The 19,278-nt window shown below is 61.9% G+C and carries 19 protein-coding genes; 12 read left to right on the forward strand and 7 right to left on the reverse strand.

Annotated features, from left to right (window positions below; translation table 11 throughout):
* Positions 1–57: 57 nt before the first annotated feature.
* Positions 58–1,071, reverse strand: coding sequence for a LacI family DNA-binding transcriptional regulator (locus BLW55_RS12200; protein ID WP_090328988.1), 1,014 nt, complete (start codon positions 1,069–1,071; stop codon positions 58–60).
* A 183-nt stretch (positions 1,072–1,254) separates the two neighbouring features.
* On the opposite strand from BLW55_RS12200, the gene BLW55_RS12205 reads away from it, so the two are divergent.
* From BLW55_RS12205 to BLW55_RS12230, 6 genes are read left to right on the forward strand one after another with little or no spacing between them, the layout of a single operon-like run.
* The gene (locus BLW55_RS12205; RefSeq protein WP_007007144.1) at positions 1,255–2,232 is read left to right on the forward strand and encodes a tripartite tricarboxylate transporter substrate binding protein; all 978 of its coding nucleotides are present in this window, start codon (positions 1,255–1,257) and stop codon (positions 2,230–2,232) included.
* A 1-nt stretch (position 2,233) separates the two neighbouring features.
* Positions 2,234–2,692 carry a tripartite tricarboxylate transporter TctB family protein gene (locus BLW55_RS12210; RefSeq protein ID WP_177175070.1) on the forward strand — a complete coding sequence of 153 codons (459 nt, stop codon included), beginning with the start codon at positions 2,234–2,236 and terminating at the stop codon, positions 2,690–2,692.
* A gap of 24 nt (positions 2,693–2,716) precedes the next feature.
* Entirely contained in the window at positions 2,717–4,243 is a 1,527-nt protein-coding gene (locus tag BLW55_RS12215) for a tripartite tricarboxylate transporter permease (RefSeq protein WP_025029728.1), read from the forward strand.
* Positions 4,240–5,043: an HpcH/HpaI aldolase family protein gene (locus tag BLW55_RS12220; RefSeq protein WP_025029729.1), complete on the forward strand. Its 804-nt coding sequence runs from the start codon at positions 4,240–4,242 to the stop codon at positions 5,041–5,043. Before BLW55_RS12215 ends, BLW55_RS12220 begins: the two co-directional genes overlap by 4 nt.
* A gap of 8 nt (positions 5,044–5,051) precedes the next feature.
* Complete coding sequence (locus tag BLW55_RS12225; protein WP_025029730.1) at positions 5,052–6,047, forward strand: dihydroxyacetone kinase subunit DhaK; 996 nt, start codon at positions 5,052–5,054, stop codon at positions 6,045–6,047.
* A 1-nt stretch (position 6,048) separates the two neighbouring features.
* Positions 6,049–6,642 carry a dihydroxyacetone kinase subunit L gene (locus BLW55_RS12230; protein WP_090328990.1) on the forward strand — a complete coding sequence of 198 codons (594 nt, stop codon included), beginning with the start codon at positions 6,049–6,051 and terminating at the stop codon, positions 6,640–6,642.
* Between the two features lie 101 nt (positions 6,643–6,743).
* Here BLW55_RS12230 and BLW55_RS12235 read toward each other — a convergent pair whose 3' ends face one another.
* Entirely contained in the window at positions 6,744–7,511 is a 768-nt protein-coding gene (locus BLW55_RS12235) for a sulfite exporter TauE/SafE family protein (protein ID WP_090328991.1), read from the reverse strand.
* A 9-nt stretch (positions 7,512–7,520) separates the two neighbouring features.
* Complete coding sequence (locus BLW55_RS12240) at positions 7,521–8,495, reverse strand: complex I NDUFA9 subunit family protein (protein WP_007007136.1); 975 nt, start codon at positions 8,493–8,495, stop codon at positions 7,521–7,523.
* Between the two features lie 221 nt (positions 8,496–8,716).
* Here BLW55_RS12240 and gyrB point away from each other — a divergent pair, with 221 nt between their 5' ends.
* The 5 genes from gyrB to BLW55_RS12265 all read left to right on the forward strand — a co-directional run bounded on the left by gyrB (position 8,717) and on the right by BLW55_RS12265 (position 13,693).
* Positions 8,717–11,164: a DNA topoisomerase (ATP-hydrolyzing) subunit B gene (gene gyrB, locus BLW55_RS12245; protein WP_090328992.1), complete on the forward strand. Its 2,448-nt coding sequence runs from the start codon at positions 8,717–8,719 to the stop codon at positions 11,162–11,164.
* A 155-nt stretch (positions 11,165–11,319) separates the two neighbouring features.
* Positions 11,320–11,985, forward strand: a complete 666-nt coding sequence (locus tag BLW55_RS12250) for a dihydrofolate reductase family protein (RefSeq protein ID WP_090328993.1) — start codon at positions 11,320–11,322, stop codon at positions 11,983–11,985.
* Between the two features lie 125 nt (positions 11,986–12,110).
* Positions 12,111–12,746 (forward strand): CGNR zinc finger domain-containing protein, encoded by a 636-nt coding sequence (locus tag BLW55_RS12255; protein WP_090328994.1) that lies wholly within the window; start codon positions 12,111–12,113, stop codon positions 12,744–12,746.
* A complete protein-coding gene (locus tag BLW55_RS12260; protein WP_090328995.1) occupies positions 12,743–13,225 on the forward strand; it encodes a hypothetical protein in 483 nt (160 codons plus the stop codon). The genes BLW55_RS12255 and BLW55_RS12260 overlap by 4 nt, the downstream gene beginning before the upstream one ends.
* Before the next feature lie 108 nt (positions 13,226–13,333).
* The gene (locus BLW55_RS12265) at positions 13,334–13,693 is read left to right on the forward strand and encodes a hypothetical protein (RefSeq protein WP_090329981.1); all 360 of its coding nucleotides are present in this window, start codon (positions 13,334–13,336) and stop codon (positions 13,691–13,693) included.
* 189 nt (positions 13,694–13,882) lie between these two features.
* On the opposite strand, the gene lepA is transcribed toward BLW55_RS12265, so the two are convergent.
* Entirely contained in the window at positions 13,883–15,691 is a 1,809-nt protein-coding gene (gene lepA, locus BLW55_RS12270) for a translation elongation factor 4 (RefSeq protein ID WP_090328996.1), read from the reverse strand.
* On the opposite strand from lepA, the gene BLW55_RS12275 reads away from it, so the two are divergent.
* Positions 15,690–16,268, forward strand: a complete 579-nt coding sequence (locus BLW55_RS12275; RefSeq protein ID WP_333782884.1) for a MarR family winged helix-turn-helix transcriptional regulator — start codon at positions 15,690–15,692, stop codon at positions 16,266–16,268. The two genes, lepA and BLW55_RS12275, sit on opposite strands and share 2 nt — an antisense overlap.
* A gap of 22 nt (positions 16,269–16,290) precedes the next feature.
* On the opposite strand, the gene BLW55_RS12280 is transcribed toward BLW55_RS12275, so the two are convergent.
* From BLW55_RS12280 to BLW55_RS12290, 3 genes are all read right to left on the reverse strand, one after another.
* Positions 16,291–17,085 (reverse strand): DUF2189 domain-containing protein, encoded by a 795-nt coding sequence (locus BLW55_RS12280; RefSeq protein WP_007007990.1) that lies wholly within the window; start codon positions 17,083–17,085, stop codon positions 16,291–16,293.
* A 131-nt stretch (positions 17,086–17,216) separates the two neighbouring features.
* Positions 17,217–18,425 (reverse strand): cation:proton antiporter domain-containing protein, encoded by a 1,209-nt coding sequence (locus tag BLW55_RS12285; protein WP_090328997.1) that lies wholly within the window; start codon positions 18,423–18,425, stop codon positions 17,217–17,219.
* A complete protein-coding gene (locus BLW55_RS12290; RefSeq protein ID WP_025031256.1) occupies positions 18,425–19,240 on the reverse strand; it encodes a YiiX/YebB-like N1pC/P60 family cysteine hydrolase in 816 nt (271 codons plus the stop codon). The genes BLW55_RS12285 and BLW55_RS12290 overlap by 1 nt, the downstream gene beginning before the upstream one ends.
* Positions 19,241–19,278 lie beyond the last annotated feature (38 nt).

Genomic DNA, 19,278 nt, shown 5'->3' on the forward strand with positions numbered 1-19,278 from the left:
GCAGCATTGGCCGTTGCTGACTTAAGGCGGGCTATACCCTGCCCTTCTTCGTCGCAGTCAGGTTCGCACGGCTACGCGCAGGCTCTCTCGCAAAACCAGCTTTGGCTCGAACGTGATGAGGCCGGCCTCGTCACGTTCGACCGCAGCCTGCATTGCGCGTTCTATGATGTGCTCAATGTCGGTGCGGATCGTGGTCAGCGGCGGAACCGCAAACTGCACCTCGTTCATGTCATCGCAACCGATCACCGAGACGTCTGCGCCCGGACGCCGGCCCATCTTGTGGCAGGCAGAGATGACCCCGAGCGCGATCAGGTCGCTGAAGCAGAGCAGGGCGATGTCGTCGGCCCTGTCCTCAGACAGAATGCGTGTTGCTGCCTCGAACCCGAAAGCGCGCGAGGTGGGGCCATGAAGGATGCGCACGGGTTCGAGCCCAGCGCGGCGGAACTCGGACACTGCGCCTGCCTCGCGCAGTCGGGAAGCGCTTGTTTCCTGTCCGCCACCGATCCAGTACATGCGCCGATGCCCCGCATCCATCGCCGCACGGGCCGACAATTGTCCGGCATGAAACTCGTCGCTCACCACCTGCGGGGCGGCAAAGCCCTCGATTGAACGGAAGAACAGCACCGTTGGCAGGAGCGGCTGGCCGTTTCTCACAAGAATTTCGTCCAGATCGGAGCGCGTTGTCCCGTAGGCGGGGCAGAGAAGCAGAGCCTCGCAACCGATCTGCAATGCCTGGCGCAAAAAATCGGCCTGCCGCTCGCGTGATTCACGCGTGATGCCCAGAAGAAGCCTTCTGCCGCGGCGATGAATCTCACGTTCCGCGGAAATCAGCATGTCGTTGAAAATCGGGTTCGAAAGCTCTCCGAGGCAGACAGCGATCGTATTGTTGCGCGACATGCGCAGATCGGCTGCGCCCTGGTTGTATATATAACCAAGGCGGTCTGCGGCCGCCCGCACCCGGTCGAGCGTCTCCTTGGGAAATCGCTTGTCGCCGCGCAGCGCAAGCGAGACGCTTGAGACGGAGAGCCCCGTCGCCGTCGCGATGTCTTTTAGCGTTACGCGTGCTATCATCTGAGTGTCTTTGTTGTTGGTTCCCCTGCCTGTCAGCTTGTCGCCCGATCCGGGGCGCGCGTCAATCGTTTCTCCAGCTAGGTCAATCGTTTTAATAAAACGATTGACCTAGCTTCAATCCCTATGTCATGCTTCTCTTTGAAGGAGAGGGTTTAGGCCCGCAAATCTTGGGAGAGAGAAATCATGAAAAGGACAATTGTGTCTGCTGTCGCACTTGCTGCGACGGCATGGGCTTCTGCCGCTTACGCGTCCTGCGACTGGAAGCCGGAGCGGCCAGTAAGCGTCATCGTCCCGTGGGGAGCGGGCGGTACCACGGACACCAACACGCGTCAGCTCGCAACGATGCTTCAGCAGAAGTTTGACGTTCCTTTCAATGTCGTCAACCGCACCGGCGGCAATGGCGTGGTGGGGCATTCGGCCATCTCCCGCGCAAAGCCGGATGGCTACACGATCGGTGCTGCAACGGTCGAGATGAACACGATGCACTGGTTTGGTTTGACGGACCTGACCTACAGGGACATCACGCCGATAGCGCTCATCAACCAGCCATCGGCCAGCGTGCTTGTTTCCAAGGACAGCCCGTTCGGTTCCCTCAAGGAGCTGCTGGATCACGCACGCGAAAACCCGGGTGAGCTGACGGCATCGGGAACGGCGCTCGGCGGTATCTGGCATCTGGCGCTTGCCGGCATGCTCAATGCCGAAGGGCTTGAAGCCGAGACCATCCGCTGGGTCCCCTCCGAGGGGTCGGCGAGCGCATTGCAGGAGCTTCTGGCCGGTGGTGTCGACATGGTCACGCCTTCGCTTCTGGAAGGAAAGACGCTTATCGATGCCGGTGAGATCAAGGCGCTTGCCTATATGAGCGACAAGCCGAGCGAAGCGTATCCCGACGTGCCGCTCACTGCCAGGGAACTGCCGAGCGGCTGGACCCTGTCAGCCTACACCACCATCTCGGCGCCGGCCAACATGCCGGAAGACATTGCATGCAGCTATGAGGCAGCTCTCAAAGAGATCGTGGAAACGAAGGAATGGGCCGAGTTTCGCAGCAGCCTCGGCGCACCGGTTGTCTGGGGCGGCAGCAAGGAGCTGCTCGATCTCATGACCCAGTATGACGAGGGCCTTGGCAACACCGTCAAGGCAATCGGGATGGCCAAGGGTCAGTAACATGCAGTTCACCCGCGATGCGGTGACGGGCCTTGTCCTGATCGCCGCCGGCGCGGCCATGTTTGCAGGCGCGTGGGGGTTTGATCCCCCCGCGGGCACTGCATTCGGAGCCGGCTTCTTCCCAAAGATCGTTTCTTCCGGAATGGCCCTGTCTGGCCTGCTCATACTTCTCGGGCGTGAAAGGCGCAGCCTCACGGAGGTTATGCGGATCGACGGCCGGGGCGTTGCCCGCGTGGCGCTGCTTGTTGCCATGATCGTTCTTTACACTCTGGCGCTGGACCCGGCCGGATTCCACATTTCCACCGTCGCTCTGCTTTTCGCCGCGACCCTGTTTTTCGGCGGTTCGCTGCCTTCAGCACTTCTGCTTTCAGTGCTGGCGACGGCCGTGTTCCACTTCATCTTCTATTCGATCATGAAGGTCGCGCTGCCCTGGGGCCTTCTCCTGCCAGTCGCCTGGTAAGGCGAAAGGGTGGGAGTTTGATCCATGGACTTTGCAGCAATCTTTTCCCAGCTCGCAGACCCGGCACTTTTGCTGACGATCGTGCTCTGCACACTTTACGGTGCTCTTGTCGGTGCCCTACCGGGCCTCTCGGCAACCATGGCGGTGGCGCTGCTTGTGCCGTTCACCTTTTTCATGGACCCTGTGCCGGCCATCGCCGCAATCGTGGCAACCACGTCGACTGGAATTTTCGCTGGCGACATAAGCGGCGCATTGCTGCGCATTCCCGGAACGCCGGCCTCTGCAGCCTATGTCGCCGACAGCTCCACCATCGCCCATTCGGGCAGGCCGCGCACCGTTCTTTTTGTCTCGCTGTTTTCTGGCGCGGCCGGCGGGGTGATCGGCGTCATCGCTCTCAGCCTCGCTGCGCCGATGCTGGCCGGTTTCGCAACCAATTTCTCGAGCTACGAAATGTTCTGGCTCGCGGCCCTGGGCCTGAGCTGCGCCGTTTTCGTTTCGGACGCGCCGCCAGCCAAAACCTTCGCCAGCCTGTTCATAGGTCTTGCCATCGCCTGCGTCGGCATTGATGTCGCGGTCGGCATGCCGCGCTACACATTCGGCCTCTACGATCTTTATGACGGCGTCAATTTCATCTCGGCAATGATCGGCTTTTTCGCGCTGACAGAGCTGTTCCGCGCGGCGCTTGAGCCCAAAGCCCCGCGTGCAGATGCAAAATCGCCAAAGATGGAGCCGCTCCGGCAGGCCATCGGCGATGCGTTGAAAGTGGTGCGCCAGCGCTGGGTCAGCGTGATCCGGTCCGGGCCGCTGGGCGTTTTCATCGGCGTTTTGCCGGGCGCGGGTTCCGATGTCGCGGCGTGGATCGCCTACGCGGTCTCGCGCCGCTTCTCCAAAACGCCGGAGAAATACGGCAAGGGGCATTATGAGGGGATCGTCGATGGCGGTGCTTCCAACAATGCCGCTGTCAGCGGCGCATGGACGCCGGCGCTCATCTTCGGCATTCCGGGCGACAGCGTAACGGCCATCGCCATCGGCGTTCTGATGATGAAGGGGCTGAACCCCGGACCCGACATATTCGAGCGCAGTGGCGATCTCGTCTACACGCTTTTCGGTGCGTTCCTGCTGGCAAACATTGCGATGGTTTTCACTGGTGCTTTGGCCATCCTGCTCGCCAGCCAGCTCATGCGCATGTCAAAAAGCCTGCTCATGCCGCTAATTCTAGGCCTGTCCCTGATCGGCGGTTTCGCGGTGATGAACTCCGCTTTCTCGATTTGGATCATCATCACGCTCGGCATCGTCGGCTTTGCCATGACGCTGGGCGGCATCCCCCTTGCGCCGGCAATTCTTGGCGTCGTGCTGGGCAAGGTGCTTGAGCGGAACTTCATGACATCGATGATCAAATCCCAGGGCGAGTTTCTGCCCTTCTTCTCGCGCGATATATCGCTGGTCCTCGGCGTCGCGGCGATCCTGATCTGGGGCCTGTGCCTCTACCGAGCATTCCGGGCGATCATCCACCCGGAAAAAACTCAGCGAACCATGGAAAACGACGCATGACCAACCTTCTGAAGCAACGCCTCATGGCCGGCGAAACCATCGCCGCCACCTGGATTAACACCGGATCACCGGAAGCCTGCGACATCGTCGTCAATGCGGGCTGGGATGTTGTGGTCATAGACTGCGAGCATGGTGCCGCGCCGCTGGAAGACGGTCTCAGCCTGATACGTGTCGTGCAGGCGGCGGGCGGTCAGGCCGTGCTGCGTGTGCCGGATTCCTCCGACACCACGCTGAAGCGTGCACTGGATCGCGGGGCACAGTCGATCATTGTGCCGATGGTCAATTCGGTTGCGCAGGCCAAGGCCATTGCCCGGTCCTGCCTTTATCCGCCGAGAGGTGCGCGTGGTTATGCGGCTCCCATCGTGCGCGGTTCGCTTTACGGGCGTAAGGCCGATTACGCGCAGAAGGCTCATGAAGACCTGCTGGTGATGGTGCAGTGCGAGCATGTTGATGCTGTGGCACATCTGAAGGACATCGCCGCCGTTGATGGGATCGACATGGCATTTGTGGGCCCCAACGATCTGTCGGGCTCCATTGGCCTTCTGGAGCAGCTTGAACACCCCGAACTTAAGAAGCTGAAGCAGCAGATTGAACAGACCGCGCGTGAAGCCAATCTGCGTCTTGGCACGATCACCGGCGGCGGCCGCAGCTATGCCGAACTGCGCGAAGCCGGTTACCGGTTCATTGTCGGGCCGAGCGATGTGGGCCTTCTGTTCAGTGCCGCGCGCCAGGCTCACCAGGAAATGCTGGCCGAACTTTCGCCGGGTGCCAAAGCCGTTTCTCCCAGCCTGACCTATTGAGGAATGTCATGAAGAAGATCCTGAACGATCCGCAGAACTACGTCGATGAAATGCTCGATGGGCTCGTGGCGGCGCATCCCGAAATCTATGCCAAACCGGCGCACCGGATCATTACCCGCGCTGGCGAAAAGACCAAAGGCAAGGTGGGTATCGTGACCGGCGGAGGTTCGGGGCATCTGCCGGTCTTTACCGGCTATGTCGGCACGGGATTGCTGGATGGCTGTGCCATCGGCAACGTCTTTGCCAGCCCGTCAGCCGATCAGATGGCGGAAACGATCCGCGCGGTAGATGCCGGGGCCGGGGTCCTCTGTCTCTACGGTAATTACGGCGGCGATGTCATGAATTTCGACATGGCGGCAGAGATGGTCTCCTTCGAGGATGACATCCGCACGGCCTCCCACGCGGTCAGCGACGATGTCGCCTCCGCCCCGCGCGGAGAAATGGAGAAGCGCAGGGGCGTTGCCGGCATGATCTATGCCTTCAAGATCGCTGGCGCAGCCGCCGAACGCATGGCGGATCTCGACGAGGTTGCGCGGCTCGCCAGAAAGGCTTCCGGCAACGTCGTGTCGATGGGTATGGCGATGACGCCCTGCATCATCCCGCAGCTTGGAAAGGCGAGCTCCGTCATCGGCGATGACGAGATGGAGATGGGCATGGGCATCCACGGAGAGCCCGGCACCTGGCGCGGTCCGATCAAGCCCGCAGACGACATCCTTGATGAGATGTTCGACACTTTGCAGGCAGACCGTCCGCTCGGCAAGGGGGACCGCGTCTCCGTGCTGGTCAATTCTCTGGGCGCGACGCCCCATGAGGAACTGTACATTCTCTACCGCCGCCTCGCCGTGCGTCTCTCGGAGATCGGTGTGGATGTCGTCATGCCCCTGGTCGGGCGCTATGCGACCTCGATGGAGATGACAGGCGCGTCACTGAGCATTCTCAGGCTCGACGATGAACTGGAAGACCTGCTTGCGGCACCCGCCAACTGCGCTTTCTGGAGAGTCTGAAATGAAGATCACCTCCAACGAGCTGAAGGCGGCACTCGCCCGCATAGCCGAGCATGCGGGCGAAAATCGCGAGTTTCTGTGCCAGGCCGATGCGCAACTGGGCGACGGAGACCTTGGAATCACCGTTGCCGAGGGCTTTTCGGCCTGCGCAAAGCTCGACCTGAGCGACGACGTTGGCCGGGCCTTCTTCGAGATGGCCAGGACCTTTCAGCAGGTGTCTTCCTCCTCCTTCGGTACGCTGGTGGCCACCGGGTTGATGGCGGCAGCGAAGGCCCTGAAGGACAGAACGGAGTTCGGGCCCGATGAAATTGCCGGGCTCCTCGCTCAGGCACGCGATGCCATGCTGGCCCGGGGCAAGTCATCCCTGGGCGAGAAAACCGTTCTGGACGGGCTCGACGCCCAGGTTCACGCCCTTGAGGCCGAACGGTCCGGCGCCTTGATGGAAATCGCCGTGACGGCCGCCAGGGATACAGTCGAGAAGTTCACGCAAAGGCCCAATCAGGCTGGACGCGCGCGCATCTTTGCCGAAAAATCCGTAGGCCTTCCCGATCCAGGGCAACTGGCGCTTGTGGTGATAACGGAGGGGCTTCGCTGAGGCGGAACCGGATACCCGCCTCCACTCCCGTCGTATTTCGGATCAGGCCTAAAGGTGTGCGGTGTCGCGCTCTCGGTGTTTGAGCGCGGGAAGCTGCGGCTCTACACCATCCCCATCACGCCACGGCGGATGAGATCGAGTGCGAGCAGCGTGAGGCCGATTCTAAACCAGCGCCGAAACGCCTCTTCCGGCAGTTTTTCCAGAAGCCTGCTGCCGTAAATGGTTCCCAGATAACCCGAAGCGATCATCAGCGCGATGAAGGGAAGCCAGCGCCAGAAGGCGAAGCCGGCAAGCGCGAATGCGATCACCTTGAGGGCGTGCTGAACGGTCATGCCGGCGGCATGGGTGGCGATGAGCGCCTTGCGGTCGTCGGGAATGAGCTGCGCGAAGAAGGCCGAGAGCAGCGGTCCGGTGGCGCCGACAAACATGGTGGCAAGCGCGAGAACCGCGCTGCCGGCAGCGAGGCCTGCATGGCTGAGCCGCGCCGCTCCGGGAATTTTCGTCCAGGTGACGGCGATGACGAAGACGCCCAGAACGAGCTTCAACAGCGCGTCGGGAAGCTGCACCACGACATAGGCACCGATAGCGGCGCCGATCAGGCTGCCGACGATGAACGGCGTAGCGATCGAGAAGCGGATGTGCGGGCGCTGATGCCAGGCGCGGCCGGTGTTGGAGCCGAGCTGGACGGCGCCATGGACCGGGATGAGGGCTGCGACCGGAATGAAAAGGCCGAGCAGCGCCAGCATGGCCACCCCGCCACCCACGCCGAAGGCAGCGGTCAGTGCCGAGGTGAAAAAGCTGGCGATGACGAGAAGAAGCGCCGGGATCGCGCCCAGCGTTTCCGGCAGAAGCGTCTCGAAGCTGCCCAAGGACCCGCCTTAAAGGAACTGTTTGCGGGTGAACTGGCCTGCCGGGCGGTAGCGCCACAGATAAGTGGGCAGAATGGCCGCCAGCGAGTGTTTCTGGATGCCAAGACCGTCGAGCGTGCGCCCGGCCGCATTCGCCTCTTCGGAGACGACATTGTCGGTCTTCAGAAGCTTCACCTGATCGAGGGTGAGCATCGGCTTTGGAAGAAGCTGCAGAATGCGGGCCTGAATGCGCGCAACGAACCAGGGCAGGGAAACGAACCAGCGCTTGCGGTAGGTCGCTTCGAGCATCTCCTCGAGGCATTCGCGGAAGGAGAGCACTTCCGGCCCGCCCAGCTCATAGATCTGGCCGCCTTCGAGATCGCCATCGACCGAACGGGCATAGGCCTCGGCCACATCGCCCACATAGACTGGCTGGAACTTTGTCTCGCCGCCGCCGATAAGCGGCAGGAAGGGCGAGAAGCGCGCCATGTTGGCAAAGCGGTTGAAAAAGTCGTCTTCCGGGCCGAACACGATGGAGGGGCGGATGATCACAGCATCCTTGACGGTTTCCAGCACTGCCTGTTCGCCGAGAGCCTTGGTGCGGGCATAGTCGGAGTCGGACTCCGGATCGGCGCCGATCGCCGAGCCGTGGGTCAGCTTCGCGCCGGCGGCGCGGGCGGCTTCCGCCACGGCGCGGGCGCCGAAATGTTGAATCGCATCAAAGGACTGGCGGCCGGATTCATAGAGGATACCGACCAGATTGATCACATGGTCAGCCCCTTCCACGGCCCGGTCGACAGAGGCGCGGTTGCGCAGGTTCGCCTGCACCGCCTGCACCTGGCCGACATTGCCGAGCGGCTGCAGATGTATCGCTGTATTGGGATTGCGGCACGCAACGCGCACCCGGTGGCCGCGCTTGGTGAGGGCCTGCACCAGATGGCGGCCGACAAAGCCGTTGCCGCCAAAAATGGTGATGAGCTTAGGTTTCTGGCTGATGGTGGCCATTTGCCTCGGTCTCCGATTTCTCAAGGGCTACATAATCGGTTTCGCGCCAAAGGCAAAGGGTGCTCGGGCGTTGTTTTCCTCCCCAGGCGGAAATCGCCGCAAAACTTGGAAAAAAGCCCTGAAACGCCTATATCTTGGGGGATAGGCGCCGGATGATTCGCGGCGTGGATTTCCCATGCCCTAAAGGGGGTTCCCCCAGGGCTCCTGAGTGAAAGAATTTGATGAGCGACACGCCCGAAACTCTCCCAGGCGAACCGGCTGAATACGGCGCAGAATCCATCAAGGTTTTGAAGGGATTGGACGCTGTCCGCAAGCGCCCCGGCATGTATATCGGCGATACGGATGACGGGTCCGGCCTGCATCACATGGTCTACGAGGTGGTCGACAACGCGATCGATGAGGCGCTGGCCGGCCACGCGACGCTTGTGACGGTGACGCTCAACCCCGATGGCTCCTGCACCGTGACCGACAATGGCCGCGGCATCCCGACCGACATGCACGCCGAAGAGGGCGTGTCTGCGGCCGAGGTCATTATGACGCAGCTTCATGCCGGCGGTAAGTTCGACCAGAACTCCTACAAGGTTTCCGGCGGCCTGCATGGCGTTGGTGTGTCGGTGGTGAACGCGCTGTCGATCTGGCTCAAACTCAAGATCCGCCGCAAGGGCAAGATCCATGAGATGAGCTTTACCCATGGTGTGGCGGATGAGCCCCTTGCCGTGACGGGCGAGGCCGGTGACGAGACGGGAACGGAAGTGAGCTTCCTGCCTTCACCCGACACCTTCACCATGACGGATTTCGACTACGGCACTCTGGAGCACCGCCTGCGTGAGCTCGCTTTCCTGAATTCGGGCGTGCGCATTCTTCTGACCGACAAACGCCATGCCGACGAGAGAAAGCAGGAATTCCTGTTCGATGGCGGCATTGTCGAGTTCGTGAAATATCTGGATCGCGCCAAGAAACCGCTGATCGACGCGCCAATTTCCATTGGCGGCGAAAAGGATGGCATCACGGTGGAAGTGGCCATGTGGTGGAACGATTCCTACCACGAGAATGTGCTGGCCTTCACAAACAACATCCCACAGCGCGACGGCGGTACGCATATGGCCGGTTTCCGCGGTGCGCTGACGCGGCAGGTTACGGGTTATGCAGAAAAGTCAGGCCTGACCAAAAAGGAAAAGGTTTCGCTCACCGGTGACGATTGCCGCGAGGGCCTGACAGCGGTTCTCTCGGTGAAGGTGCCGGACCCGAAATTCTCCTCCCAGACCAAGGACAAGCTGGTCTCCTCTGAGGTGCGCCCGGTGGTGGAAAGCCTCGTCAACGAGGCGCTCGGCACCTGGTTCGAGGAACATCCGACGGAAGCCAAGACGCTGATCGGCAAGGTGGTGGAAGCCGCCGCCGCACGCGAGGCTGCCCGCAAGGCACGCGAACTGACACGCCGCAAGGGCGTGCTGGATATTACCTCGCTGCCGGGCAAGCTGGCCGACTGTCAGGAGCGTGATCCGGCGAAATCCGAAATCTTCATCGTCGAGGGTGACTCCGCTGGCGGCTCGGCCAAATCCGGCCGTTCGCGCAAGAACCAGGCGATCCTGCCGCTGCGCGGCAAGATCCTGAACGTGGAGCGTGCGCGCTTCGACCGCATGTTGTCCTCCGACATGATCGGCACCCTGATCACGGCACTCGGTACGGGCATCGGCAAGGACGAATTCAACGCCGAGAAGCTGCGCTACCACAAGATCATCATCATGACGGACGCCGACGTCGACGGCGCCCACATTCGCACGCTGCTTCTCACCTTCTTCTTCCGGCAGATGCCGGAACTGATCGAACGCGGGCATCTCTATATCGCCCAGCCGCCGCTCTACAAGGTGACGCGCGGCAAGTCGGTCCAGTACATCAAGGATGAGGCGGCGTTCGAGGAATTTCTGATCGATTCCGGCCTTGAAGAAGCAACGCTGGAACTTTCCAACGGCGAAGTTCGCGGCGGACAGGACCTGAAACAGGTAATCGACGATGCGCGCGGCGTGCGTTCGCTGATCAACGGCCTGCACACCCGCTACGACCGTTCGGTGGTGGAGCAGGCGGCGGTTGCCGGCGCGCTCAACGCGGCGGTGCTGGCTGATCCGGGCCGGGCGGCCGAAGCTGTGAAGCACGTGGCGGAGCGGCTCGACATGATCGCCGAGGATACGGAGCGTGGCTGGGAAGGGCGCGTGAACCCCTCGAACGAGGGCGCGGGCGGCTATCTTTTTGAACGCACGGTGCGCGGCGTGCGCGAGGTGGTGGTGCTCGACTCGGCACTGGTCGCTTCTGCCGATGCCCGCGCGATCGACCGCTACACCGCCCGCCTTCAGGAGATTTACACCAAATCGCCCGTACTGCGCCGCAAGGACAAGTCCGAAGTCATTTCCGGGCCGATGGCGCTGCTCGACCAGGTCTTCGCGACCGGCCGCAAGGGCCTTACCATGCAGCGCTACAAAGGCCTTGGCGAGATGAATGCCGAACAGCTCTGGGAGACGACGCTCGATCCCGATGCGCGCTCGCTGCTTCAGGTGAAAGTGACGGACGCGACGGATGCGGATTCGCTCTTCTCACGCCTTATGGGCGACGAGGTGGAGCCACGCCGCGAATTCATTCAGGACAATGCGCTGTCGGTGGCAAACCTCGACATCTGACTGTTTTCCATAGAGAAAATTATCGAGCGGCGCCGGGAAACCGGCGCCGTCTTTCGTTTCCGGCAGGGGAATTCCAATGCCTTGTCGGGTTGCATGCCCGATCCGCGTCCTTGAGGTGAAGCCGGAATTGTCCGGCCCGGAACGGGAGAGAAGACATGCGAAAAGTCATCGTGAGTGCGATGGTCAGTCTCGATGGTGTCATGCAGGCGCCGGGCGGACCCGAGGAAGATCCGACGGGCGGCTTCCCTTTTGGAGGGTGGGTCGAACCGCTCGCCGACGAAGGGCTGGGTGAGGCCATCGGCGAGATGTTCTCGCAGCCCTTCGACCTGCTGCTCGGGCGCAAGACCTACGACATTTTTGCCGCCTACTGGCCCTATCAGGACGAAGGCGACCCGATCGGGAGTATTTTCGACCGCGTCACAAAATATGTCGCCACCCGCAATCCCGACCTGAGGCTCGACTGGCAGAACAGCCGGAGTCTCGGCGCGGATGCGGTGGCTGCGGTAAAGGCGCTCAAGAGCGAGGATGGTCCGGTTTTGCTCACACAGGGGTCCACGGATTTCCTGCAGACCCTGTTTGCGCACGACCTGGTCGACGAGATGAGCATCACCACATTTCCGGTGGTGCTGGGCAAGGGAAAGCGGCTGTTCAGGACCGGCACAGAAGTGGCTCCAGGCACGTTTCGGCTAACGGGCTCCAGAACCACCGAGGCCGGCACGCTGGTCAACCGATACACCCGCGCGGGCGAGGTGAAGACCGGAACCTTCGCGGTAAAACCCCCATCAGATGCCGAAATCGAACGGCGCCGGACGCTGGTCTGAGCGAAGGGGCACACCCAAGGGGTTGCGGAACCGGCGACACCCGGGTGCGCCGGCTTTCCCGTCGTTGCGCCTTTATTGACCAACCGGCAAAACTATTTTAGCTGGTTAGATTGAAGGAGCGTGCGATGCATGATGCCCGAACTGTCGCATGGCCGGTTCCGTTCTTCTTCGGTGGTCGGGCCTGCCTGGACTTCGTCAACACGGTCAACAGCCGCTCGCGGCCGGTAACGAAGGATTACCTGTCCGATTATGCTGCTCTGCTGGGCTGGTCCGTGCAGGTAGACCTCTTTGATGCGCCGTCGCTCGAGCGTCTGCGTACGCTGGCGGAGGCGGACGGGCGCGGGGCAGAGGCAGCCCATGTCAGGGCGATCCGGTTCCGTGAAACGCTCTTCGCTCTTTTCCGGAGCGTGATCGAGGGCTGCGATCCGCCGGAGGGCGGGCTGGCAGAGCTGAGCCGGCTTTCAGGCAAGGCCCGGCAGCAACAGCGTCTTGCACGGGAACCGGCCGGCTTTGTCTGGAACTGGGACGAGAGCCGCCTCGACCTCGATGCGCCGCTCCATGCCGTCGCGCTTTGTGCCGAAGCGATGCTCACCGGCGACGATCTTGGGCGGTTGAAGGCATGTCCGGGACCGGACGGCTGCGGGTGGCTCTTCTTTGACGAAACAAAGAATGCATCGCGCCGCTGGTGCAGCATGGATCATTGTGGCGGCACGGCAAAAGCGCGCCGGCATGCTGCCCGTATAAGGGAGAAACGGGCGTGAAATCCCTCTCTTTGCGAAGCATAATCCTTGCCGCGCTGGCGCTCTGCGCCGTGCTTTTCACCATCGGCTGGTTCACCCGCAACGACCCCTCGCAGGAGCCTTATATCAAGATCCTCGGTGGTGGCTTCATGTTCAACTATCGCGAGGCGGAGGTCTTCTACGGTTTTACCGCCCAGGTGGTGCGGCCGCTGGCCAGCGGCTCGATCATCGAAGCGACATTCGACGATCCGTCCGGCGGCGCGCCGCTCGTGGTATCGGAGCGGGTGAGCACGATGACCGAACGCTACGCGCTGCGCACGCCACCCGTTCGCGGGGTCGAGGCCAGGAAGCCCTATCATGTCTCAATCCGCGTCTACGACCGGCAGAAGACTTCCCTGCTCTGGCAGACCGAGATGGATTTCACGAGCCAGATCAGCGACCGGGTGGTGCCGGACAAACCGCTCACCATCGGTCCGGGTTATCATCTCAATCCAGATTGAGAGCCCAGCGTCGACCTGATTTTTTTTATGAACCTTTCTCCAGACCGCGGCGACTGACGGATGCCGGGGCGCGATTGCCCCATCCTGAAACCCGTACTGGAGATGACAATGCCCTACTTTTTCAAGACAAACCGGATCGCCATGGCCGCAGCCTCGCTCGTGATGCTTTCGGCGACGGCCATACCGACCGCCGGCGTGGCCGGCCAGTTCGCGCTCGCCCCGCAGATGGCGGGCCCCTCGATGAACTGCTCGGTGCCCAACCATGTGGTCTGCACCATCAGCAGCACGAAGGGTCTGAAGCTGGTGAAGATCACCGCCAACACGCCGCAGGGAAGCGTGAACCTCGTCAACAAGACGTATCGCAGCTGTCCGAAGTCGGTGAAGGTCTCATGGGACTCAGCCTATCAGATGGCCGGCAAACAGATCGTCGAATGTAGTGGCGGCGGTTTCAAGCTGAAAGCGCGCTGAACCGCCGATCCTTGACCAACACCCGCCAGAGCGCACGCGCTGCACCAGTAGCCAGAGTCAGCACTACCGCTGAGCTGGACAAGAGACGATGTCGCCGGGCCCGGGTGGCGGGGCAGCCCGTATCAGCGGCATCGAGGGTGGGTTTGTCTGCCGTGGCAGCAAGCTCACCCGATTCGCATTCCATGCGTGTCAGTCGCTCATCTTCAGGGCCTGGATGAAGGCTTCCTGCGGAATTTCGACCTTGCCGAACTGGCGCATGCGCTTCTTGCCCTCTTTCTGCTTCTCGAGCAGCTTGCGCTTGCGGGTCACGTCGCCGCCGTAACACTTCGCCGTCACATCCTTGCGCATGGCCGAAATGGTTTCGCGGGCAATCACCTTGCCGCCTATGGCCGCCTGGATCGGGATCTTGAACATGTGGCGGGGGATCAGCTCCTTAAGCTTCTCGCACATGACGCGCCCGCGCTTCTCAGCGGCCTGCCGGTGCACCAGCATGGAGAGCGCATCCACCGGCTCCTCATTGACGAGGATCGACATCTTGACGAGATCGCCTTCGCGGTAGCCGGTGAGCTGATAGTCGAAGCTGGCATAGCCCTTGGTGATGGACTTCAGCCGGTCGTAGAAATCGAACACCACCTCGTTGAGCGGCAGCTCATAGGTGACCATGGCGCGTTTGCCGACATAGGAAAGATCCGTCTGGATGCCGCGTCGCTCCTGACAGAGCTTGAGGATCGGGCCGAGATAATCGTCGGGCGTGAGGATCGTGGCCTTGATCCAAGGCTCCTCGATGGAGGCGATCTTCACCACGTCCGGCATGTCGGCCGGATTGTGCAGCTCGACCTGATCGCCCGAGGTCAGGTTCATGCGGTAGACCACCGAGGGCGCGGTGGCGATGAGGTCGAGATTGAACTCGCGCTCCAGCCGCTCCTGGATGATCTCCAGATGCAGAAGGCCGAGGAAGCCGCAGCGGAAGCCGAAGCCGAGGGCCGCCGAGGTCTCCATCTCGAATGAAAACGAGGCATCGTTGAGACGCAATTTGCCCATCGCGGCGCGCAGATCCTCAAAGTCCGCTGCATCGACCGGGAAGAGGCCGCAGAAGACGACCGGCTGCGCCGGCTTGAAGCCCGGCAGGGGCTTGGCCGTCTGGCGCTTGTCTTCGGTGATTGTGTCGCCGACGCGGGTGTCGGCCACTTCCTTGATGGAGGCGGTAATGAAGCCGATCTCACCGGGACCGAGCTCTTCAACCATGACCATCTTCGGGGTCATGACGCCGACCCGGTCAACCGGGTACTTGGCGTCCGTGCCCATCATGCGGATGGTCTGACCCTTCCTGAGCTTGCCGTCGATGATGCGGACCAGCACGATCACGCCCAGATAGGCATCGTACCAGCTGTCGACGAGGAGTGCCTTGAGCGGCGCTTCCCGGTCGCCGTCCTTTGGCGCCGGCAGGCGTGTGACGATGGCTTCGAGCACCTCGTCGATGCCCACGCCGGTCTTGGCCGATATCGGGATTGCATCGGAAGCGTCGAGGCCGATCACCTCCTCGATCTGCTCCTTGACGCGGTCTGTGTCGGCAGCCGGCAGGTCCACCTTGTTCAAGACGGTCACGATTTCATGATCGTTGTCGATTGCCTGGTAGACATTGGCGAGCGTCTGGGCTTCTACACCCTGACTGGCATCGACCACCAGAAGCGAGCCCTCGCAGGCCGAGAGCGAGCGAGAAACCTCATAGGCAAAGTCTACGTGGCCGGGCGTGTCGATCAGGTTCAGCACATAGTGCTCGCCGTTGCGCGCGTCGTACTCCAGCCGCACGGTCTGCGCCTTGATGGTGATGCCGCGCTCGCGCTCGATGTCCATCGAGTCGAGGATCTGATCCTTCATCTCGCGGTCTTCCAGCGAGCCGGTCATCTGGATCAGCCGGTCGGCGAGCGTCGACTTGCCATGGTCGATATGCGCGACGATGGAAAAGTTGCGAATATGGGAAAGTGGCGTGTTCGTCATGCCGCTGGCCTTAGCAGGCGGCCCGTTCTTCGACAAGCAGATTGCTGCAGGGAAGGAGCTGCGCGCCGTGTCAGGAGGAAAAAACAGCAACATTGCGGATGCGATCGGCCGACCATATATCCCGCACATGTGCGATCCTGACCAAAACAAGCTGGGTTTCCTGATCCATGACGTTGCGCGCCTCATGCGCAAGCGCTTCCTGGAACAGGACAATGAATTCGGACTTTCATCTGCCCAGTGGCGGCTGCTTTTCCGGCTATTGAAGGAAGATGGCGTTCCGCAGGTGCGGCTGGCCGAGCTTCTGGAAGTGGAACCGATCAGCGTTTCACGGATGGTCGACCGGCTGGCCGAGAATGGCTGGGTCGAACGCCGCCTTGCCAGAACGGATCGGCGCGTGCGCATGATCTATGCGACCAGAAAAGCAAGAGACGCCTGTGGCGGCATCCAGGAAATCAGCGCTTCCGTCTATGAAGAGGCGCTTTCTGGCCTGGCTGACGATGAGCGCCGGGTTCTTTTCGGGGCGTTGGGCAAGATGGCGCAGAATCTCTATGGACCTGAAGCCGCAGACAGGGCGTGACTACGCCCTGTCTTGGCGGGTTTCAATCGGCGACCAGCTTGCGGTAGAGGTGCCATGTGGCGTGGCCGAGAATTGGCATGACCACAGCAAGACCGGCAAAGAGCGGCAGTGACCCGATGAGGAGCGCACCGGCTACCAGCACGCCCCAGAGCGCGATGGGTAGCGGATTGATGCTGGCGGCGCGCACCGACGTGACAATTGCGGCAACGGCGCCGCAGTCGCGGTCAAGCAGCATGGGGAAGGCGATGGCCGTGGTAATCAGCACCACGAGGGCAAAAATGAAGCCAATCGCATTGCCGAGCGCGAGCAGCATGAAGCCGGCGTCGGTGGTGAACAGGCTCTCAAGGAACAGCGAGATCGATGCCGGCGGTTCTGGACCGAGCAGGCGCACATAAAGCCCCTGAGCAACCAGCAGCCACGTCACGAAGATGGCGAACAGCATTGCCCCAACGGCGATAATGGATGGTATCGCGGGTGACTTGAGCACTGCCAGCGCGTGCCGCCAGCTGGTATCGAGCCCGGCTTCGCGTCTTCGACTGATTTCGTAAAGGCCGATGGCTGCAAATGGCCCGAGCAGCGCAAAGCCGGAGGCCAGGGGGAAGAGCAGCGGAAGCGCGTTTGCATCCGAAGCCCAGTAGATCAACACCACCCCGACAAGCGGGTAGATGAGGCACAGGAACGCGTAGTGCGAAGGTTTCTGCCAGAAATCATCGAGCCCGCGCCCCAGCGCATCGATGACATCCGACGTGCTGATCTTGCGAACAGCCGGCAAGGACAGGGTCTTGTCGGTTCCGGCCATGACATGAAAATCCGCCATTTCAGACCTCCCGGATATGCCAGGACGCAGACCGCACCCCGACGGCAAACCAAGCCCGGAGTATAGGGCCTGAGCGGCATCGCGGCGAGACAGGCGTCGGTCACATCTTCTGGAGCAGGTGGTGAGCGGCGTCAGGATTGCGCGGGGAAGAATGCCCGTTTGGCGAACGGTGCGGTGGCGCCGTGCAGGATGACGGACAGAAGGATCGTGAAGACGGCGATGTTGGTGATTGCCTCCGCCACGTCGAAACCGGACTGGTCGACCACGAGAATGAGGTAGAGCACGGAGGCAAGGCCGCGCGGGCCGAACCAGCCGACAAAAAGCCGTGCCCGTGTGCCTGTTCCGGTTCCCAGCATGGCGATGAAAACGGGAACGATGCGAATGACGGTGAGGCTGAGCACTGCATAGAAAAGCGCCGACAGGGCGGGCGCTTCCAGCGCCTGCGGCAGCATGGCCGCGCCGAACAGGAGAAAGGTGAGATTGGTGAGGATCGATCCCTCGGTCATGGCAAAATTGCTCGCGTTCTCCACCGTTTCGGCAGGCAGCCGCCAGCCAAAGGCCAGCCCCGCTGCAAAGGCGGCAAGAAATCCGTTGCCGCCCGCCAGTTCTGCGCCGAGATAGGCGAGCCCGGCAAGCCCGACCATGATGGGCGTGCGCCCGGCTGGGTTGGAAAAGGCGCGTGTAAAAGCAAAGTCTGCGGCGACGGCGCCGAGATAGCCAGCGGCGAGCCCGGCGAGCGGTCCGAAAACCACCTGTTTCAGAAAGAAGGCCGCGTGCCCGGCCATGCCTTCACCGCCACCGGTGTCGGCGGCGAGTGCCAGTGCAATGAGGAGCAGGGGCAGGCACAGCCCGTCATTGAGCCCGCTTTCCACGTCCAGGGCCTCGCGCTCGACTTCGGGCAGCCCGTCATTGCCGAAAACCGGCTGCGCCAGTGCCGCGTCGGTCGGGGTCAGGACGATGGCGAGCACAAGCGCGCCGAAGAGGCCAAGCGTGGGAAAGAGAAACATCCCCGCGGCAGTGCCGGCAAGGATGGTGAGCGGAATGCCGATGAAGAGGAGCCGTGCGGAGAGGAGGGCGGTCGCGCGCTTGGCCATCACGCTTGAAACTCGGATGTTGGCAGCGTCGCGGTAGAGGATGATCGCCAGCGTCGCCGTTGCGAGGAACTCGACGACCGAATTGTCGAGCGGTGAGGTCAGCGTTGCATCCGTGAGATGAAACCCATAGCCCAGCGCGGTGAAGAGCATGGGGCCGGAGAGAACCGAGGCTTCAAGCTTTCGAGAGACCAGTGAGTAGGCGGTGAAAGCAATGAAAAGAAGGACCAGCGCCACGTGAACGTCCATCAGCGTGATCCCCTGTCTTCCACAGCCGCATCGCCGCTTTTCGGTTTGCCCCAGTTCAGCGTCTTGTAGTCAAAGCCGAAGGTGAGGGTTGGCTTGACGATGGCGAAATAGGGCGAGAGATCGAAATCGCGCGGGGTGAAAAGGCTGTGGTGGCGGATGTGGAGGATTTCCTGCCGCGAATAGGTGGATTCGGCCGAGGCGTGCCCCTTGGCCTTGGTGATTTCGGGCAGGATCGGGTAGCCGACTTTCTGAAACGCCTGGGCGATGAGCGAGGAGCAGATGGCGCGCGTCGGATCGCCCGAGCCGATGGCGATCATGCGCCGGCGCCAGCGTACGGGAACGGGCGGTGTCGGCAGGAAATAGCGCAGCAGGTCGAAGATGTTGCGCATGTCATAGCGCAGGCCGAGTTTTTCGATCATGAAGCCGACGATCAGGTTCCGATCGTCCGGTGTAAGGCCGTTCGCCCGGCAGATGCGCGTGTTGTAGGTCTTGTACTTGGAAAGCGGCACGGCAATGCAGCCATCGCCCAGGATGACCTCGACGAGACGGGGGCGTTCGGAGCCGTCTTCGGGCTCCGGCAGCGCATCGCCCACATAGAGCGCGGCATGGCTCCAGGTGGACTGGGTCAGATATTTGATCGCTGCCGAAATGCGCTGATTGCCTTCAATCAGCAGAATATCGCCGGGCTGCAGGGTGCGATGCAGCGTTTCGGGGTCGGACGGCGTGTAGGGTTGATACCCTGAGGATTCGCTTTGCAGCCGCCGCGCCAGAAAGCGGCCGAACCGGTCGAGCAGGGTGCTGGGTTGTTCGCTCATTCGCTCCCGTCCGCGATTCTTCGATCAATGGCAGGTGG

It is taken from the genome of Nitratireductor aquibiodomus, from assembly GCF_900105565.1.
Taxonomy (GTDB): Bacteria; Pseudomonadota; Alphaproteobacteria; order Rhizobiales; family Rhizobiaceae; genus Nitratireductor; species Nitratireductor aquibiodomus.

Coding starts and splice junctions, on each gene's coding strand:
- BLW55_RS12220 (WP_025029729.1), top strand. CDS start 4,240: ATGACCAACCTTCTGAAGCAACGCCTCATGGCCGGCGAAACCATCGCC.
- BLW55_RS12200 (WP_090328988.1), bottom strand. CDS start 1,071: ATGATAGCACGCGTAACGCTAAAAGACATCGCGACGGCGACGGGGCTC.
- BLW55_RS12265 (WP_090329981.1), top strand. CDS start 13,334: ATGCCCTACTTTTTCAAGACAAACCGGATCGCCATGGCCGCAGCCTCG.
- BLW55_RS12275 (WP_333782884.1), top strand. CDS start 15,690: ATGCCGCTGGCCTTAGCAGGCGGCCCGTTCTTCGACAAGCAGATTGCT.
- BLW55_RS12210 (WP_177175070.1), top strand. CDS start 2,234: ATGCAGTTCACCCGCGATGCGGTGACGGGCCTTGTCCTGATCGCCGCC.
- BLW55_RS12225 (WP_025029730.1), top strand. CDS start 5,052: ATGAAGAAGATCCTGAACGATCCGCAGAACTACGTCGATGAAATGCTC.
- BLW55_RS12215 (WP_025029728.1), top strand. CDS start 2,717: ATGGACTTTGCAGCAATCTTTTCCCAGCTCGCAGACCCGGCACTTTTG.
- BLW55_RS12240 (WP_007007136.1), bottom strand. CDS start 8,495: ATGGCCACCATCAGCCAGAAACCTAAGCTCATCACCATTTTTGGCGGC.
- lepA (WP_090328996.1), bottom strand. CDS start 15,691: ATGACGAACACGCCACTTTCCCATATTCGCAACTTTTCCATCGTCGCG.
- BLW55_RS12250 (WP_090328993.1), top strand. CDS start 11,320: ATGCGAAAAGTCATCGTGAGTGCGATGGTCAGTCTCGATGGTGTCATG.
- BLW55_RS12205 (WP_007007144.1), top strand. CDS start 1,255: ATGAAAAGGACAATTGTGTCTGCTGTCGCACTTGCTGCGACGGCATGG.
- BLW55_RS12285 (WP_090328997.1), bottom strand. CDS start 18,425: ATGGACGTTCACGTGGCGCTGGTCCTTCTTTTCATTGCTTTCACCGCC.
- BLW55_RS12280 (WP_007007990.1), bottom strand. CDS start 17,085: ATGGCGGATTTTCATGTCATGGCCGGAACCGACAAGACCCTGTCCTTG.
- gyrB (WP_090328992.1), top strand. CDS start 8,717: ATGAGCGACACGCCCGAAACTCTCCCAGGCGAACCGGCTGAATACGGC.
- BLW55_RS12255 (WP_090328994.1), top strand. CDS start 12,111: ATGCATGATGCCCGAACTGTCGCATGGCCGGTTCCGTTCTTCTTCGGT.
- BLW55_RS12230 (WP_090328990.1), top strand. CDS start 6,049: ATGAAGATCACCTCCAACGAGCTGAAGGCGGCACTCGCCCGCATAGCC.
- BLW55_RS12290 (WP_025031256.1), bottom strand. CDS start 19,240: ATGAGCGAACAACCCAGCACCCTGCTCGACCGGTTCGGCCGCTTTCTG.